At 41.3% G+C, this 16,908-nt stretch carries 15 protein-coding genes; 9 read left to right on the top strand and 6 right to left on the bottom strand.

Features of this window, described 5'->3' with window-relative positions; translation table 11 throughout:
- Positions 1–206: 206 nt before the first annotated feature.
- Positions 207–557: a hypothetical protein gene (locus tag TAO_RS05055; protein ID WP_096526905.1), complete on the top strand. Its 351-nt coding sequence runs from the start codon at positions 207–209 to the stop codon at positions 555–557.
- A gap of 240 nt (positions 558–797) precedes the next feature.
- On the opposite strand, the gene TAO_RS05050 is transcribed toward TAO_RS05055, so the two are convergent.
- The 4 genes from TAO_RS05050 to TAO_RS05035 are packed head-to-tail and all read right to left on the bottom strand — an operon-like array spanning position 798 to position 7,753.
- A complete protein-coding gene (locus TAO_RS05050; protein WP_096526904.1) occupies positions 798–1,385 on the bottom strand; it encodes a thioredoxin family protein in 588 nt (195 codons plus the stop codon).
- Positions 1,386–1,417: 32 nt separating this feature from the next.
- Positions 1,418–1,621 carry a hypothetical protein gene (locus TAO_RS05045; RefSeq protein ID WP_096526903.1) on the bottom strand — a complete coding sequence of 68 codons (204 nt, stop codon included), beginning with the start codon at positions 1,619–1,621 and terminating at the stop codon, positions 1,418–1,420.
- 11 nt (positions 1,622–1,632) lie between these two features.
- Complete coding sequence (locus TAO_RS05040) at positions 1,633–5,046, bottom strand: UvrD-helicase domain-containing protein (RefSeq protein ID WP_096526902.1); 3,414 nt, start codon at positions 5,044–5,046, stop codon at positions 1,633–1,635.
- On the bottom strand, positions 5,033–7,753 hold the full coding sequence (locus tag TAO_RS05035; protein ID WP_096526901.1) for a PD-(D/E)XK nuclease family protein: 2,721 nt from the start codon (positions 7,751–7,753) through the stop codon (positions 5,033–5,035). Before TAO_RS05035 ends, TAO_RS05040 begins: the two co-directional genes overlap by 14 nt.
- 59 nt (positions 7,754–7,812) lie before the next feature.
- Here TAO_RS05035 and TAO_RS05030 point away from each other — a divergent pair, with 59 nt between their 5' ends.
- From TAO_RS05030 to TAO_RS09755, 3 genes are all read left to right on the top strand, one after another.
- Complete coding sequence (locus tag TAO_RS05030; protein WP_096526900.1) at positions 7,813–8,193, top strand: hypothetical protein; 381 nt, start codon at positions 7,813–7,815, stop codon at positions 8,191–8,193.
- A gap of 85 nt (positions 8,194–8,278) precedes the next feature.
- Entirely contained in the window at positions 8,279–8,548 is a 270-nt protein-coding gene (locus TAO_RS05025; protein WP_145955144.1) for a hypothetical protein, read from the top strand.
- Between the two features lie 109 nt (positions 8,549–8,657).
- Positions 8,658–9,623 carry a hypothetical protein gene (locus tag TAO_RS09755; RefSeq protein ID WP_197702520.1) on the top strand — a complete coding sequence of 322 codons (966 nt, stop codon included), beginning with the start codon at positions 8,658–8,660 and terminating at the stop codon, positions 9,621–9,623.
- Between the two features lie 105 nt (positions 9,624–9,728).
- Here the strand turns inward: TAO_RS09755 and TAO_RS05015 are convergent, their stop codons facing one another.
- Positions 9,729–10,103 carry a BON domain-containing protein gene (locus tag TAO_RS05015; protein WP_096526898.1) on the bottom strand — a complete coding sequence of 125 codons (375 nt, stop codon included), beginning with the start codon at positions 10,101–10,103 and terminating at the stop codon, positions 9,729–9,731.
- A gap of 51 nt (positions 10,104–10,154) precedes the next feature.
- Between TAO_RS05015 and TAO_RS05010 the strand changes: the two genes are divergently transcribed.
- The 3 genes from TAO_RS05010 to TAO_RS05000 all read left to right on the top strand — a co-directional run bounded on the left by TAO_RS05010 (position 10,155) and on the right by TAO_RS05000 (position 12,994).
- Positions 10,155–10,844, top strand: coding sequence for a phosphatase PAP2 family protein (locus tag TAO_RS05010; protein ID WP_096526897.1), 690 nt, complete (start codon positions 10,155–10,157; stop codon positions 10,842–10,844).
- On the top strand, positions 10,844–11,950 hold the full coding sequence (gene tal, locus TAO_RS05005) for a transaldolase (RefSeq protein WP_096526896.1): 1,107 nt from the start codon (positions 10,844–10,846) through the stop codon (positions 11,948–11,950). The genes TAO_RS05010 and tal overlap by 1 nt, the downstream gene beginning before the upstream one ends.
- A gap of 186 nt (positions 11,951–12,136) precedes the next feature.
- Positions 12,137–12,994 (top strand): MBL fold metallo-hydrolase, encoded by an 858-nt coding sequence (locus TAO_RS05000; RefSeq protein WP_096526895.1) that lies wholly within the window; start codon positions 12,137–12,139, stop codon positions 12,992–12,994.
- Between the two features lie 143 nt (positions 12,995–13,137).
- On the opposite strand, the gene TAO_RS04995 is transcribed toward TAO_RS05000, so the two are convergent.
- Entirely contained in the window at positions 13,138–14,088 is a 951-nt protein-coding gene (locus tag TAO_RS04995; RefSeq protein WP_096526894.1) for a hypothetical protein, read from the bottom strand.
- Positions 14,089–14,204: 116 nt separating this feature from the next.
- On the opposite strand from TAO_RS04995, the gene TAO_RS04990 reads away from it, so the two are divergent.
- Both TAO_RS04990 and TAO_RS04985 read left to right on the top strand, forming a co-directional pair.
- Positions 14,205–15,350, top strand: a complete 1,146-nt coding sequence (locus TAO_RS04990) for a lipocalin-like domain-containing protein (RefSeq protein WP_096526893.1) — start codon at positions 14,205–14,207, stop codon at positions 15,348–15,350.
- Positions 15,351–15,471: 121 nt separating this feature from the next.
- Positions 15,472–16,902, top strand: a complete 1,431-nt coding sequence (locus tag TAO_RS04985) for a c-type cytochrome (protein ID WP_096526892.1) — start codon at positions 15,472–15,474, stop codon at positions 16,900–16,902.
- The last annotated feature ends 6 nt before the right edge of the window (positions 16,903–16,908 follow it).

The following is a 16,908-nucleotide window of genomic DNA, read 5'->3' as shown; positions in this document are numbered from 1 at the left end:
GTATTACTGACTACAACCTAACCCACATAGTTACCCCAAGAACCCAAACCTGCAATTGAAAGCTTCCTAGACTTGATGAGACCTTCAGCAAGGATGATGAAACCTGGATTAGACCTGATGGGTTTATAGCTTCAAGTATTCACCAATCAGAGGAACGAGGGATAGCTGCTCTCTTAGGTACTCAGGTAGGCGCTTTAAGGAACAAGGTGGTTGATGCAACTGGCTATAGAGGATTAGCAGCTAACTTTGCTCACAGTTATGATAGCTTTGTCATGGCTGAAGTAGTTAGAGCTGCTCATCTTAAGAAGTCTAACTTCTTAGACCTGCTTGCCAGCAAGGCAAGAATGTTAGAAGGAACTAACAAGGCTAGCCAACCTGTTAACGACAAGGCAGAAAAGTTAATAGAGATTGGTAATAGATTAGGCTGTTATTCCTATGAAATCTTATATCATGTCAACAAGAGTAATATAAGAAATCTTCCTAGGGACATACTGCTAAACCTTATCAATGAATTACCTGAAAAGACTTATTCTTTATTCTATTCAGGCAGTTCATGATTGTTTTGGTACGCATCCTAACTATTGTGAAGATGTTCGTAGACAATACCTAGTCGTTATGAATAGATTGTCTCATTCCAATATCTACCGTTGTTTCTTTGGAAGATGCTTGCTCAGATTACCTGAAAAACATCAACCCTGAAGCACGGAGTAACTTAAACTTAAATGGTACTGAATACCTTCATTAATTAATAAAAGACCCGTCTAGTAATAGATGAGTCTTTTATCTCTAAGATGAAACTATTGCCCTAAATAATCCGGTGCGCTTCCCCGTTTCCATTTAATATTACACCCTACGCTAGGCTGCTGCTGATCTTCAGGAATGAGTTGCTGATTAAGTAGAGCATCTACAGCCGCCTTAATATCTTTGCCAGTTACAGGTAGATCATTACCTGGTCGGCTATCATCAAACTGACCGCGATAAACCAGTTTGCGATGGCTATCAAAAAGGAAAAAATCAGGAGTACAAGCGGCTTTATAAGCTTTAGCTACTTGCTGGGATTCATCATAAAGATACGGGAACCCATATCCCTGTATTTTGGCTTCTTCAATCATTTTTTCTGGGCTATCATCGGGGTAATTTGGTACATCATTGGCGTTAATAGCTACTGTAGCTAACCCCTTAGGTTGATATTCTTGGGCAAATTTTGCCAAGGTTTTACCAATATGCTTCACATAAGGGCAATGGTTGCATATAAAAATAACCAATAAGGCAAGAGAATCATTAAAATTGCTTAACGAAATTATATTCCCTGTCTTAGGCTCAGGTAACTTAAAATCCGGTGCTTGGGTACCTAGTGCTAACATCGTAGACTCAGTTCGTGCCATCATTTTCTCCTAAAAGTAAAGTTTTAAAATATCTATTTATTAATCTTTGTTAAGATATAATTAGGATTATCCCCGCGTTGATAGTAGGGAAGCTTCCATTGCATATGCTCAAAGGCTTTATCTCGTGCCTCTGCTGTCTGATACCAGCGGTAAGAATCCCAGCCATCACCCAGTAAATGGGGTGCTCGCATGGTGTCATTTGCCTGTAAAGTAATATATATGCCAAATTGTTTCATTTTTCCCTCGTTTATTTAAGCCAGCACCACTCTCTCCAGCCGCAAAGCTGCGGATAATAAAGCCCTAATTTTATCTGAGTCGCTTTAGGATCTTGCATACTCATCAGCGCTGCATAGCGCTCAAGCTGGGAGCGGTAGCGTGCTTGCTCGCTGTCTAAAAACTCTTCTACATTACCCCCTTCATGGGGACTGGTTTTATAATCCACAATCCAACGTACACCCGCTTGGTCAATAAAAGTACGATCGATAATAACGCGGATAATTTGACCCTTTAAGATACCACTTAAAGGATATTCATTCCGAGCGTCTCGGTGATTGGAAGATAAAATCCAGCACCCTCTAGGATCTTTAATAATCCGATTAAGGATATTTTGAGTACGCTGTAAAGTACTCTCTAGCCCATGAATACCTATCCCCTGCCCAGCTAAATCGCGGCAAAGCACAGGCTCAAGCGCCGTGATTCGATCTTGATTCCAGTGCTCAAGACCCTCTTGAGCCATCGCTTGTAAGTAGCGATGAATAATCGTACCCATATGTCTAGCGTTCTCTCCTGCCCAGTTAAATTCAATGGGATCATTGGAAATAGGAATAATTTCAGGGACAGATGAGGATTTTACCCTTATTTTAAGAGAAGGTTCAGGGCATTGCCAATCCACGCTTAATCGTAAAAAAAAATTTGAAGCTGAAGTTTGGATATCATTATTAGCTTTTTTTTGCTTAACAGCTGAGAGATTCAGATTTTTTGCCGCTAGCTCAAACTCTTTTTTTACCGCTGGCCATAAGGAGATTAGCAAAGATCGTTTTGTAGGTGCTTTGAGCCTACCGTTTTCATCAAGATTTACATGCCCAAGTAAGTGTAATCTGTTTTTTGCCCGAGTAGCCGCTACATAGAGCAAACGACCACTTTCAAAATGTTCCTTTTCTTTATTAAGCGTTTTAATATATTGATAAATAGGCTCTTGCGGTGTACCCGTTTCAGCAATAGGGGCTAATAATAGTTGATTAGAATCCGATCGTTCTGCCCAAAGTAATAATGCTTGATCTTCGGCAGGGGGCGAGCATCCTAAACTTGGGATAATCACGGTATCAAATTCTAACCCTTTAGCATGATGAACAGTCATAATCTGCAAAGTCTCATCAGCCGTAGGATCTGGGGGGGTATATAATTGGGCAACGGCCTCATCAAGCGCCTTAAAATCAAGAATATCCCCCGCTACTGTTTGCTGCGGTAACAAGTCTAGATAGATAGCCGCTTCCTCTAACGCAGTAGTACTCGTAATACACGCAGGTCCCCCCAAGGCTAACCATACCCCTTCCACTAATTGACGCGGTGAGAGTCGGCGCCGATTTTCCAGCGCCCCCTTAAAAATCGCTTGAATCCTAGTAAGGCGCCTCTGACCCTCTAAGCTTAGGTGCTTAACACAATCCTGATCCTGAACACGACTCCAGATTGAAGCTTGAAAATCTTCGCCAGCCAGCATATAAAGATCAGCTAATATCAAACCACACCACGGAGCGCGCAATATGGTCAGCCAACTCAAGCGATCAGCAGGGTGAAATAATGCTTTAGTGAGTGCTAATAAATCCCGCACTGTGGGACGCGTTTCCAGCGACTCAATTTCTAAAGCACGAAAATGTAGTTCTGCTTTTTTTAAAAAAGGGATAATTTTAGTTAAATGTCCTCGACTACGGACTAAAATAGCAATAGTGGAATTTGGCTCTGTGCATTTTATGCTCTGAATGATATCTACTACAATCGCTGCCTCTTTAGTGAAATCTTTTTCAAAAATAGGGTGTACTCGTACGGCATTCTCTCCTAAAGAAGGATGAAAAGCATGGGATAGGCTATAGGGTACAGCACCAATAGCGATGTTCTCTGTAGTGGGTAAAATTTGACTAAAGGATTCATTAACCCAATCAACAATACCTTGTTGGGAGCGAAAATTTACCGTTAAGGTTAACGGGGTTAATTTTAATTCTCCTATTCCTTGTTGCCAAGTCCGTAAATAAAGCCCTACTTCTGCTTCGCGAAAACGATAGATAGATTGCATTGGATCGCCAACAATAAATAAAGTCCGCCCATCCCCAGCCTCCCAGCCACTGATGAGTTTTTCCAGTAGCCGATACTGACTTAGGCTGGTATCTTGAAATTCATCGATTAATAAGTGTCGAATTTGATAATCTAAAACAAGAGCTAAATCAGTAGGAGCCTCGCTATAGCCTAAAGACTCTAGCGCCCGTAAGGAAACCTCAGTAAAATCAACCTCCCCTTGTTCTTGAAACACCAATTGCAATTGAGCCACAGCTAAAGGTAAACATTGAAAAAGCGCTTCTATGACTTTCCACTGATATTCTGGGTAATAAATCGAAGGCAAACCACGTAAGTGATGTAAAGCGCAACGAAAATCGGTTTCCTTTTTTAAGCATTCAAGAAACCCTAGAAATGACTCTTTTTGCTGTTGAAAAAGCTGCTTTTCCTTTGTATTGGTAGCACTACTTGGAGCAGGAAATCCAACGGTTCTGTCTATTTTTTTCCGCCATTCACCTTTATCCGATAATAGGAGCCAAGCTAATCCTTCCCATTGAGGTAGTACACTAGAATTAATTACAGGTCGATTATAGAGATCTTGGCAAGCTTTAATAGGAGAATTGATATTAGCTATGTTGCTTGCTGCAAATCGGGCAAAACTTAACCACTCTCCCATCATTGTATCTGAGCAGTAGGCACTTACTCGTTTTAACTGATCTCTCACTACGGTCGCTAACGTTTTCTCTAAAATTTCTTGCTGTAATTGTTGGCTATCGCCTAGCAGTCGTAACCATTGATCTCGGCGTTTGAGCATCGCTACAAGCAGATTTTCAATGTTGCTCCAATTATTATTTAAATGACGCAATACAGTCTCTACGCTAATAGACCATTTAGCGTCACTTTCAATCTCAGTTAACGTAGCATGGGCAGCTTGGTGGTAAAGATTATCAGCTTTCTCACTAATCCTTGGCTGAGCACCAAAACGAGATAGCAATGGCATTTGTCGGGTTAAGCTTAAGCAAAGAGAGTCAATCGTTTGTATCCGTAACCTAGCGGGATAGTATTCAAGCTCCCAGTGTTTTTTTATGTCTTGATGACGTACGGCGAGGGCTAGCTCCCAAGTGGTTCTAGCTGGATCAAGAAGCGGTGGTTGACTTTCCCGAGCGCTGATGAGGGCTTCAATCACCCGATAGCGCATCTGTGCTGCCGCTTTGCGAGTAAAGGTAATCGCAATAATTTCTTCTGGTGCTTCAACCTTAGCTAATAGCGCTAAATATCGCTGAATGAGTAGCTCTGTTTTACCTGATCCGGCTGGTGCCTGAACAATAAAAGATTTATCCAGCGCCAATGCTTGTCGGCGGGCATTGATATCTTGAATATTATTAAGATGCTTCATGATCATCCCTATCTTTCGATACATCCTCTTCAATCTCTCCCACTCGACATAAGCTAGGGAGAGGACAAGAATTACAGCTTTTAGAGTCTCTAGGGATTACAGCGGCATACCCTTGAGCGACTTCTGTAGCAAGCTTATTAAGAATCTGCTGCCACTGAACTACTTGCTGATCCCAATGGGCTAAGCTTTTAGCAGCAGTATTGGGCGCTAATCCTTGCTCTTTAGCTATCCCTAAATATTTCATCTCTCCTCGACGTACTTGAGCAAAGAGTATTGCGTCTATTGCTCCCGCTTGATGAGCGACATAATATAAAGGTAGTTGAGGTTCCTCAGGGCGATCCCCTTCCCATTGCCTAAGGCTAAGCTTTCCGGTCTTATAATCAATAATAACCTGATGACCGTTTTCAAGTTGATCAATCCGATCTGCTCGGATTGTCAGATGAATACCCCCGATAGTTAAGGGCTGGGACTTTTCTAAATGTAGCACTTTAAAAGTAGAACGCTGCTTATCCTGTATCAACCACTCTAGAAGTAATTTTTCTAATCGCTCTTGTTCAATGGCTTTAAATTTTGCAGTGAAGGTTTGAGGTCGGCTTTTAGTTTGAACATCAATCGCCTTACTTGCAGCCTTAGCGACTCGATTTTGTAAATCCTTCTCAGAGCAGGTTACAAGAGTGTGCTGATCTTTTAGCTGTTCCCAAAGGAAACGTAAAGCATCATGAACTAAAGATCCTTGATCTAGAGCGGCTAGACCGGTGCTAGGTTCTTCAAGTCCTTTAGCTTCAAGACGATGCTTAGCAAAGGCTCGAAAAGGACAAGCTGCCTGATCTTTGAGTAACGCAGTACCGCCTTTTATTGGGATTCTTGTCTCAAGGGAAGGACCATAGTTATCGACGATGGCTTCCACATTAGAGGTAAGTTGTATTTGGGCTGCATAAGGGTGAACAAGCGCAATATTTAATGTCTCTAGCAGAATAGGTTCTAAGTGCATAATTAAAGGACTAGGTCTAAGATCGCTATCTTTTTTCCGACAAGGATGGCTGATAACAATAGTAGGTGCACTAGTAAGCAACCGTTTGGTGATAGTACGGGCAAAAGCTAACTCTCGTTCAGCAGAGGCATGGGGTAGCCCATAGTGACGTTGAAGTTCTATGGGTAATAGTGGGTTAGGCGAAGGGGGGGATGGCCAAACCTCATCATGAAGTCCTAATATCCAGATGGCATCAAAATTTGCATCATTAGCCTCTAAAACTCCCATAATTTGTATAGGCACCTCAGCAGCGCTTTCGGGCTGAAATAAAGTACCCACTAAGATACGTCGAAGCTTATTGAGGGCAGTATTGCGTTTTAATGATGGCAGTATCTGATCTAAGCTGGCAAAAGATTGCACCGCTTTATGCCAAGCTAAGACTACTTGATATTCCTCGCTATTGAGAGATCGTTCCCCAGGCCAACCTAGCAAATAAAGCCAATGGGTAAAGCGTTGTGCCCAACTACTGGGAGGTTGTTTAATGGGTAGCTGCTCAAGTGCGGCTTTAAATTGTTGGAGCCGATAGCTTAAAGCAGGACAATAATACCGAGCTTCCTCCACCATGGCCGCTGCTAACAGACGATCTAAAGCTACTGTAGATTCTCGATATTTACGAAGATAAGCGTCTAAGATTCCCCGTGAATAATATTCTTGCTCTGCTTCTCCTAAAAAAGGAGAACGTAGGAGTGCTCCTATCTTGGTTAAGGAAAGCGTACCACCTGTAAAATCTAAAATTAATAAAGCCGTATAGATTAAGGGGTAATGAACTAAAGGTTGACCTAGGGAAATATTATAGGCTCGTTCTGGTGTGTAGTACCCAGGTAATATAGCTTCAGGATGAAAAATGCCATCAAAAATCTGCACAACCTTATCTCGTAAGAGTTCTAAATCAGGAATAACGACCCCTATTCTCTCTGCTAGATTGGTTTCCAATCTCTGTTTTGCCCATCGGGCTGCTATGGTAATTTCCTTAGCCGTATCGGATAGTGCTATTCGTACTGCCTGCTTTATTTCCCGCTTAGCGCTAAATAATCGAATCTCAGTTTTTTGTTGAGTAAGTAGAGTAAAAAACTCCTGTTGTTGGGGGGTATATTCATCAAACCCAGCTAAGATTATTGTTCTTGGTATAGGTATTTTTTTACGGGTACTTATTGATATACGAGCAACTTCATCAGGTAGCCGAGCATTATCTAACCAGTTATTTTTCTGGCAATACGCTTTAAAAACCTGCGCCCATTTTAAAAAAACTTGAGTATCCTCGGCGATTAGAGAAGATTGATGTGTTAATGGTAGACGCCAAGCATGCCAGAGTTTCCACGCTTCTTGAGCGGTATTCGCCGTTGCTGGAACTTGTAGTAACGTATCACGATACGGAGATTCATAGATAATCTGCTCCCATAAACTCTGCTCTTGCGGAAAATTAAGCAGAGTGGAAGGATTATCATCTGGATGAGTGAGTGTTAAAACTTGATGATAGTAACGTTGTAACCAAACTTGCCAAGGGAAAATCTGAGGTGTTTCCCAGACAGTTAACCCTTTTGCCTGCTGAGCAAGATCATAGTATTGATGAAACTCTCGAGATAAGCGATTGTTTACGGTTAGCAAAAGAGCCCCAAATTCTAATGCAGAGAAGGTATTAGCTTGGTTAATTAACGGAAAAGATGATATAACTCTCATCGCTTTAATATATTAGGTGTTGTTACCATCATAGTAAGTTACTGTAAGAGAGAAAAACAATGAATAATGTATTCAAAGTTATGAGCTTTATAGCTCATCAAAATAGCAGTAATGCCACCATTAATTTACAACGATCTATAGGTGGGCCTTGTCTAGGCTGTAGTTATATAACTCCCCAAACAAGCGATATTGGTAAACAACTAGTATTGACATTTGATCGTCAGGAATCAACGGCTACGGCTACTATAGATGGCGTAGCTACTCGGATACAGCGGTTTAATTTTAACTTAGGTACTAGGGCTCAAAGATTACTAGGCGCTTGGACTATCGTTAGCTTACCTGTCCCTGATGACTCATCGGGGAATATTGATACTGGGGCAGAGATGAGTAATTATATCGTCTGTAGCACTATTAATAAAACTATAGGGGGGGGTAAATGAAGGAGTGAGCTGCACAGATATAGGAAATCACCAGATTACTTTTTCTTCCATTGACGGGGCGACTGGTTTCCAAGGAAATATTTCAGTGTCTGGAACAGAAAGTATAGCTTATTTTCTTAGTTTCCAAGGGTTAAATGCCTTAGTAGGTTTTTCTGCAAAGGTAAGCCCTAGTGCAACTCCGTTTGAGATTAATCGTGCCATAAAAAGTAGCTCTGTCGTAGCGCTTGGTTTTAGAGATACAAGCGGAGTCAATACTTCTGTAACCCTTAATACTGATACAGCGTTGTTGAATATTTTCAAAAATATAAAGGTATTTATTGATAAAAAGTTTAAGTCATTTTTTAATAACTTATAAACACTAAATCTAAGTAAGAATTTGAGGAGATTTAGATAGCTCACTAAACAGGTAAGTTATTAATAAAAGAGACCAAAATTCTAAATTTTAATATATTAGGAGGGGAAAAATGGCAAATAATATGTTCAAAATAATAGGTTTTATGGCGTTGTTAGTTATCAGACCAGTTTTTGCTGCAGATCCGGAAAATGGTTGGTGGTGGAATCCTAGTCAGGCTGGAGTAGGTTATAACCTTGAAGTACAAAACAATACCGTATTTGTAGCCGTATTTATCTATGACAATAACGGCAACCCAACTTGGTATTCGGGATCGGGGAATATCAATCAAAACTTAAATCAAAATAACGATAATGTCACCATCAATTTACAACAGTCCACTGGCGGGCCTTGCTTAGGGTGTACTTATACCGCCCCTCAGACCAGTACTACGGATAAACAGCTTGCGCTAACCTTTGATCAAAGTGGCTCAACAGGTACGGCTGTTTTAGATGGCGTAACGACTCAAATCAAGCGGTTTAATTTTAATTTAGGCAGTGGTGCACAAAAGCTTGTAGGGGCGTGGACTATTGTGAGTTTGCCGGTAGCTAGCGCATCGGGACAGACAGCTACGGGGGCGGGCACCAGTAACTATATTGTTTGCAGTAGTGTGAGCGATCAGGGCGTAGTAAGCTGCACTGATGCGGCTAATAACCCCATTACTTTTTCCTCCTCTACAAGTAATGGAACCACCGGCTACCAAGGAGTGATTCCAACCCCTGGAGGAGAGAGTATCGCTTATCTTTTTGTATTTCAAGGACTTAATCATTTAAGTGGGGTTTCCGCGATGGTAAATTCAAATGCCTCTACCAGTGAGATCACTAGCGCATTAGCAAGTAGCACCAGCTTAGCCCGGGGCTTTAGAGATGAAAGTGCAACCAACTCTGCACCCACTTCTACTACGAATCCTCAATCACCTCAGAATAATCAGGGTAATACCGGTGTAACTGTTGGTAACGTAGCGGATGATGCAGGCACAGCTATATCAAATGGTTATCTTACCGTAAAGAATGCTTTAGAAGGGTTTTTTGGTTTTTGAGCGTTAGTAGGTTAAATTTTATAATTTAGAGAAGCAGTTAGGGGTTTAATAACTTATCTGCTTCTCTTCTTCCTTTCTTCCTTCTTTCTTCCTTAGCTAGGGTTCTTATTTTTTACTATGCTCTTTATTATTGTTTTCTTTACTACTATTTTTATTGTTATCTTTACTTTTTATAACCATCTTATTTTTAATACTTTTTACCCCTAAAATACCTTTAGCTATTTTTATAGTTTCATCAGCTTGCGCTTGATCATCTACAGAACCTCCTAGTCGTACTACCCGTCTATAGGTGAGTACTTGAATATTCGCTGTGTTAATCAGTGTATTTTTCATTAAAGCACCTCTAACTTTAGCGGTAATCCAAGAATCGGAGACATAGTTCTCTGGTTTCTCTCTCCTAACCCGAGTACAACCTACCGTTAAGGATAATGCTAATACGGTAACAATAGCTAAATTTAGATATTTTTCTGTTTTTTTCACACTTCCCTCCAGTCATTAATTGTTGTTAATTCAATACTAGGTAGCTGTAACATGAGAAAAAGATATCATAAGCAACCACCTTCTTACCGTATTATCCCTAATCTTGTCCATGGCGCTGCTGTTAGTTTAGGGATAGGGGTTTTTGTTATTCTCGCTTACGCGGTGTATCAGCATGAAAATTTTTGGTTTGATGTACCTATTCTTTCCTTTTTTGCTGCTCATCAAACGGACGTTTTTACTTATTTTTTTCTTATAGTCACTTCATTAGGATCTGATATTGTTCTTTTTCCGCTGGGCATTGTAATCTTTGGGTTTCTGCTTCGCTATGCTTACTATCTGGAAGCTATACTCCTAAGTGTAGGTTTTAGTGGAGCTGGCTTTATCAACCATAAAATAAAGTTTTTTATACACAGAGAACGCCCCGATTTATTTCCTCCTTTACAAAAGTATACGGGTTTCTCTTTTCCCAGTGGGCATACTTCTGAGATTACAGCTTTTGCACTCTGCCTCTTTCTAATCATCAGCCGTATTTGGCCTTGGCCCCATTGGCGATGGCCAGTAACGATATTTTTGAGTGCCCTAGTCATTTTGGTTGCTAGCTCAAGACTTTATCTTCAAGCCCATTATCCTTCTGATGTCTTGGGAGGTTTTTTAGTTGCCTTGATATGGGTCTTTAGTCTTGATACCCTTATTCAGGTAATATTTAAGCTTAAGTATCAGAATAGACGAGGAGAAGAGTAATGCTAAAATTGCTTGAATTTGGACAAAGCTATTGGATTGATGATCTTACGCGTAGCATGATTAAAAATGGAGAACTGAAGCAGCGTGTTGAAAAACAAGGCTTACGAGGAGTAACTTCTAACCCCAGTATTTTTAATAAGGCAATTACAGGTAGTCATGATTATGATGATCAGATTTATCCGTTGATTCAAGAGGGTCGCTCACCTACTGAAATTTATGAGGCACTAGTGACCACTGATGTTCATGATGCCTGCACTCTTCTCCAGCCCCTTTATGATAAGGTATCGGGTCAAGATGGTTTTATTAGTCTTGAGGTGTCTCCTCATTTGGCTCACGATACTCAGGGATCTATTAAGGAAGCTCGCCGGCTTTGGCAAGAAGTTTCTCGTCCTAATTTACTGATTAAAATCCCAGGTACAGCTGAGGGTATCCCTGCTATTGAGGAATTATTATTTGAAGGTATTAGTATTAACGTTACCCTGTTGTTTTCTGTTGAACGTTATGAAGCAGTGGCTCAAGCTTACCTTAGAGCACTGGAACGGCGCATTGAGTCGGGTCGATCTGTAAATAATATTACTTCAGTAGCGAGTTTTTTTATCAGTCGAATTGATGTATTGGTTGATCAGCTGCTTGATCAGCGAATTTCCCATGAAAAAGAGAGTGCTTTGATAGCCAAACTAAAATCCCTACAAGGAAAAATGGCTATTGCAAATGCTAAGCTTGCTTACCAAAGTTTTCAATCTATTATTCAAAGCGATCGTTGGAAAAAACTACAAGCTAAGGGTGCCCAAGCGCAAAGAATGCTTTGGGCGAGTACCAGTACTAAAAATCCGAACTATCGGGATGTTATGTATGTCGAGCCTCTTATTGGTCCCCATACCATTAATACGATGCCTGAAGAAACTATTGCTGCTTTTGCTGATCATGGAGTTGCTGCTGAAACCATAGAGAAAGATTTAGAGGCGGCTGGAAGAACTATTGCAGATCTTGCGCAAGTAGGAGTTGATTTTAAGCAAGTGACGGCTCAGCTCGAAAAGGAAGGGGTTCAGAAATTTATTGATGCGTATAATACGCTTTTGGCTGGGATTAGTAATAAGAAGAAATGAAGAAATAAGGTGTTTATGCTGGCAGCTTGCCTTTATGGGGCTGCCTCTTCTTGTTTTTTTATTTATTAATGAAAATGAAAGAGATATAAAATATCTCATATATAAAAAGGTAGAAAAAAATTGTTAATAATGATATTAATCTTAATATTGAAAGCTGACAGCTAAAAGTTAGGATAAAAACCGCTTATGAAACCCAATATACAGGCTTTTTTCGATCCCAACACCTCCGCTATTTCTTATATCATCTGCGAACCTAATAATAATTGCGCTATTATTGATCCTATTCTTGACTATGATCCAGCAATAGCTAGAACAAGCACAATAATAGTTAATCGAATGATTGACTATATTGATAAAAATAATTTAAGTGTTGAGTGGATTCTTGAAACTCATGCTCATTCTGATCATCTAAGCGCTGCCGGCTATTTAAAAAAACAACTAGGAGGCCGCACTGGTATTGGTAATTGCATTATTCAAGTTCAGAAAAGATTTAATCAATTATTCAACTTAGGCGCAGGGTTTAAAACAGATGGATCTCAATTTGATCACCTTTTTGCTGATGAAGAGCATTTCCAAATTGGCTCTCTTGAAGCTCAGGTCCTCCACACCCCAGGACATACCCCAGCTTGTGTTACCTACGTTATAGCCAATGTAGCTTTTGTTGGAGACACCTTACTGATGCCAGATTATGGCACCGCTAGGGCAGATTTTCCTGGCGGGAGCGCAGAAGCAATGTATAATTCAATTCAGCGTATTTACAAACTCCCAGAAGAGACTCGGCTATTTACCGGCCATGACTACCTGCTTAGTGGACGGCAACCTCGATGGGAAAGTACGGTAGCTGAGCAAAAAGCTTGCAATCTCTTAATTAATAGCCGAATAAGCAAGGAAACATTTATTCAAAAAAGGACGGAAAGAGATCGTATATCGTCTCCACCGCCGTTAATTTTGCACTCACTACAAATTAATATTCAAGGCGGAGAATTACCCCTACCAGAAGATAACGGTATCTCTTATCTTAAATTACCCCTAAATCAACTTTGAAAGAGCAACAAGGATGTTGCGTGGCGGAGCACAGAAAGCGCCTTTTAAGCACAATCTACTGGGATCACTATGCGGAAATGTGAATTGGCTCTTTTTAAGTTACAAAATCTAACCCTCCTGCTCATAATTTAAATCTAGGGTTTTTAAAATTGATTGGCATCTTGGAAAGCTTTCGACAACGCTGCATCCGCATTAGAGGTAAAGCCATTAATGGTTCCAGTAGAACCATTGTTATTATCTTGAGATGGCTGAGGGTTTGTAGTAAAGGCTGGCGCAGAGCTGGTTGCACTTTCATCTCTAAAACCCCGAGCTAAGGCTAAGTTAGTACTATTTTTTAATACATTACCAACCTCATCAACAGAGGCATTTGGATCTACCATCGCGGAAACCCCCACTAAATGATTAAGCCCTTGGAACCTAAGAAGATAGGCGATACTCTCTCCTCCAGAGGTTGGAATCACCCCTTGGTAGCTGGGGAAGCTAGTGCTTCCATTAGAGGAAAAAGTAATGGGGTTATTAGCCGCATCAGTGCAGCTCACTACGCCCTGATCGCTCACACTACTACAAACAATATAGTTACTGGTGCCCGCCCCCGTAGCCGCCTGGCCTGATGCACTAGCTACCGGTAAACTCACAATAGTCCACGCCCCTACAAGCTTTTGTGCGCCACTGCCTAAATTAAAATTAAACCGCTTGATTTGAGTCGTTACGCCATCTAAAACAGCCGTACCTGTTGAGCCACTTTGATCAAAGGTTAGCGCAAGCTGTTTATCCGTAGTACTGGTCTGAGGGGCGGTATAAGTACACCCTAAGCAAGGCCCGCCAGTGGACTGTTGTAAATTGATGGTGACATTATCGTTATTTTGATTTAAGTTTTGATTGATATTCCCCGATCCCGAATACCAAGTTGGGTTGCCGTTATTGTCATAGATAAATACGGCTACAAATACGGTATTGTTTTGTACTTCAAGGTTATAACCTACTCCAGCCTGACTAGGATTCCACCACCAACCATTTTCCGGATCGACTGCAAATACCGGCCTGATGACTAACAACGCCATAAAACCTATTATCTTGAATATATTATTCGCCATTTCTATCCTCCCCTAACTTTTCTTGCCGTTCTTTATTTCGGCAATACCTATAAACTAAAACAAGGAATAAGCCTTATGCATAATATTATGTAGACAACAACATGCAGGAAAAACTCATGCGTCCAAGAAAAACTATGATCACGGGGCTACTGGTGATCACGGCCATAGGAATTGGCAGCGCTCTCTGGCTACAGAAAGACAAGCCTAACTTAAAACTACAAGCTGATTTCCCCCTTATGGGGCTACTAAAAACGAGCGCAGAGGCATTTACTCAGGTAGAGGCTCCTTGGCAATTTTCCTTCCCCAGAGATCATAGTGCCCACCCTCATTATCAAACTGAATCATGGTATTTCACCGGTAGCTTAGACTCAAAACAGGGAAAACGCTTTGGTTTTCAGCTCAGTTTTTTTCGTGTTGGCCTCAAACCTCCAAAAACTGCCCATCGGCCTTCTTTATGGGACACTAGAGAAGTATATCGCGGGCATTTCTCCTTAACTGATATTAATCAAAGTCATTTCCAAGTCTCTGAACGCTTTAGTCGATCAGCCCTAAAACTCAGTGGATCCTCTCTATATCCGCCCAAAATATGGCTGGAAAACTGGTATTTCCAAGCGTTAGAGGGAGAAAATTCCAACAGCTTTCATCTACAGGCAACCGCTCACAATATGCGTATTGATCTTACGCTACATAACCTTAAACCTCCGTTTCTCTCCGGTCAGGATCCGGCTAAACAGAGAAGTACTTTTTATGCCTACCAGCTCCCCCGCTTACGTGCCCAAGGAAAAGTCCAAATTAATCAAAACACTTATCCAGTGGAAGGTCTAGCTTGGCTGGATCACGCCTGGGGGGCAATACCCATACCTACTGGACCTGTAGTTTGGGATCGTTTCCTGTTACAGCTTGAAGATGGCCGAGATTTACTGGGTTTTCGACTTCGTCGACGAGATGGTAGTGGCGTTCCTATCAATAGTGGCTTTCTCATAGATCAGAACGGTAAAATCCAGATCTTGGATCGGGATAATTTTACTATCGAAGTACTAAACTACTGGCAAAGTCCTAGCAGTAAAATTAACTACCCTTCCCGCTGGCAACTTAGAGTACCTGATCAAGGGCTTGATTTGAGCTTAATTCCTTATGTAAACAATCAGGAACTTAACCTTACGCTTCGTTACTGGGGAGGAATAGTAAAAGCTACTGGTAAAGACTATGGAGAAACAGTAGAGGGGCAAGGCTATATCGAGCTAATCGGTTATGACCCATGAGATGAATATTTCAGCGCTTAAAATAACCAAGAAAAGCCATAGCTTATCAGCACTTGGTTTCATTTAAAGTTCAATATGTGTTTAAATTCTAAGTCGTTCCATTAAATAATAGGAGAAAGAGATGCAGCAGCCTAAACAATGGATAGCGGCCATGGCCAGTCTTATTCTTTTATTAACTGCCTGCGGATCAGATGAAACACCTCAAGCAGGTAAAACGCTAACAATAGCGAAATCTCCAACTGGATTTATCCCTAGCAGCCCTCAGCGATCCGGAGACCCTAAAACTGGTTATGATGCACTCATTAACAAGGCCTACGTAACCTGTGGCATACCTTACTCTGCTTATAAGAAAAGTGGGCTTTACCATCCCCCTAAATACACGCTAGCTGGAAGAAATAAGCTAAATACTCAATTACCCTACTATCAAACGTATTACCAAAAAGAGAACGTTGATCTGGTTGTCAATAATTGCTTATTTTGTCACGCTAGCCCCTTTAATGATCAGTTAATTATCGGCCTTGGCAATGAATCTTTGGATCTTACCCAAGACTTTGCAGCGAACGTGGAAAGCATAGGGGTTTATGTGGAAGGAGAACAAGAAACAGCTGAATGGCGTAGATGGGCCGATCGGGTGAGCGCCATTAGCCCTTATATTAGAACAGATACTATAGGGGTCAACTCGGCCGTTAACATGACTTGGGCGCTCTTTGCCCATCGAGATCCAAAAACACTGAATTGGTCTAACAAACCGCTTATAGATCCTCCCTCTAAAAAACCTCTACCTGTAAGCGTGCCCCCTTGGTGGCGAATGCAAAAAGTAAACGCTATGTTTTACTCAGCTTCTGGTCGCGGTGATCATGCTCGGCTTGAAATCTTGGCTTCTACGCTTTGTACGGACACCGTAGAGGAGGCGCAATCCATTGACTCTTACGCGCCCGATATTCGCGCTTATATTGCCTCTATAGCACCCCCCGTCTATCCATTTTCTATTAACCAAGAACTTGCTAGCCAAGGTAAGCAGGTATTTGACAACTATTGCGCCCGTTGCCATGGCACTTATGGTAATAACGGGCATTATCCCAATTTAGTTATTCCATTTAAGGAGATTGGTACTGATCCTGAGTACATCACCGCAGCATTAGGAAAACAACTCAAACAATTTGGCTCTTGGTTGGCACAATCTTTTTATGGGGAACACTCACACTTAGAATGGGTTCCAGGCTATCTAGCACCTCCCTTAGACGGTATCTGGGCAACTGCACCTTACCTGCATAACGGCTCTATTCCTACGATTGAAGCGCTGTTAAATAGTGCAGCGCGGCCTCAGTACTGGACTCGTAATTTTGACAATTCTAAAGACTATAACGAACAAACCTTAGGTTGGAATTACACTAAGCTAGCCTATGGTAAAGCTGACACCTCTGATCCAGAACAACGTAAACGCCTCTATGACACAACATTACAAGGGTACTCTAATAGCGGTCATACTTTTGGAGATGGTTTGACTACAGAAGAGAGGCAACAAATCCTAGAATATTTGAAAACCTTATAGGCTAAA

The organism is Candidatus Nitrosoglobus terrae, assembly GCF_002356115.1.
In the GTDB taxonomy this organism is placed as follows: Bacteria; Pseudomonadota; Gammaproteobacteria; order Nitrosococcales; family Nitrosococcaceae; genus Nitrosoglobus; species Nitrosoglobus terrae.
The sequence above is the reverse complement of the archived record's forward strand: the minus strand, read 5'-3'. Positions and strand labels throughout refer to the sequence as shown.

What these genes read in the sequence shown, in the direction of transcription:
- TAO_RS05050 (WP_096526904.1), bottom strand. Translation starts at nt 1,385, where the DNA reads ATGGCACGAACTGAGTCTACGATGTTAGCACTAGGTACCCAAGCACCG.
- TAO_RS05045 (WP_096526903.1), bottom strand. Translation starts at nt 1,621, where the DNA reads ATGAAACAATTTGGCATATATATTACTTTACAGGCAAATGACACCATG.
- TAO_RS05040 (WP_096526902.1), bottom strand. Translation starts at nt 5,046, where the DNA reads ATGAAGCATCTTAATAATATTCAAGATATCAATGCCCGCCGACAAGCA.
- TAO_RS05035 (WP_096526901.1), bottom strand. Translation starts at nt 7,753, where the DNA reads ATGAGAGTTATATCATCTTTTCCGTTAATTAACCAAGCTAATACCTTC.
- TAO_RS05030 (WP_096526900.1), top strand. Translation starts at nt 7,813, where the DNA reads ATGAATAATGTATTCAAAGTTATGAGCTTTATAGCTCATCAAAATAGC.
- TAO_RS09755 (WP_197702520.1), top strand. Translation starts at nt 8,658, where the DNA reads ATGGCAAATAATATGTTCAAAATAATAGGTTTTATGGCGTTGTTAGTT.
- TAO_RS05010 (WP_096526897.1), top strand. Translation starts at nt 10,155, where the DNA reads ATGAGAAAAAGATATCATAAGCAACCACCTTCTTACCGTATTATCCCT.
- tal (WP_096526896.1), top strand. Translation starts at nt 10,844, where the DNA reads ATGCTAAAATTGCTTGAATTTGGACAAAGCTATTGGATTGATGATCTT.
- TAO_RS05000 (WP_096526895.1), top strand. Translation starts at nt 12,137, where the DNA reads ATGAAACCCAATATACAGGCTTTTTTCGATCCCAACACCTCCGCTATT.
- TAO_RS04995 (WP_096526894.1), bottom strand. Translation starts at nt 14,088, where the DNA reads ATGGCGAATAATATATTCAAGATAATAGGTTTTATGGCGTTGTTAGTC.
- TAO_RS04990 (WP_096526893.1), top strand. Translation starts at nt 14,205, where the DNA reads ATGCGTCCAAGAAAAACTATGATCACGGGGCTACTGGTGATCACGGCC.
- TAO_RS04985 (WP_096526892.1), top strand. Translation starts at nt 15,472, where the DNA reads ATGCAGCAGCCTAAACAATGGATAGCGGCCATGGCCAGTCTTATTCTT.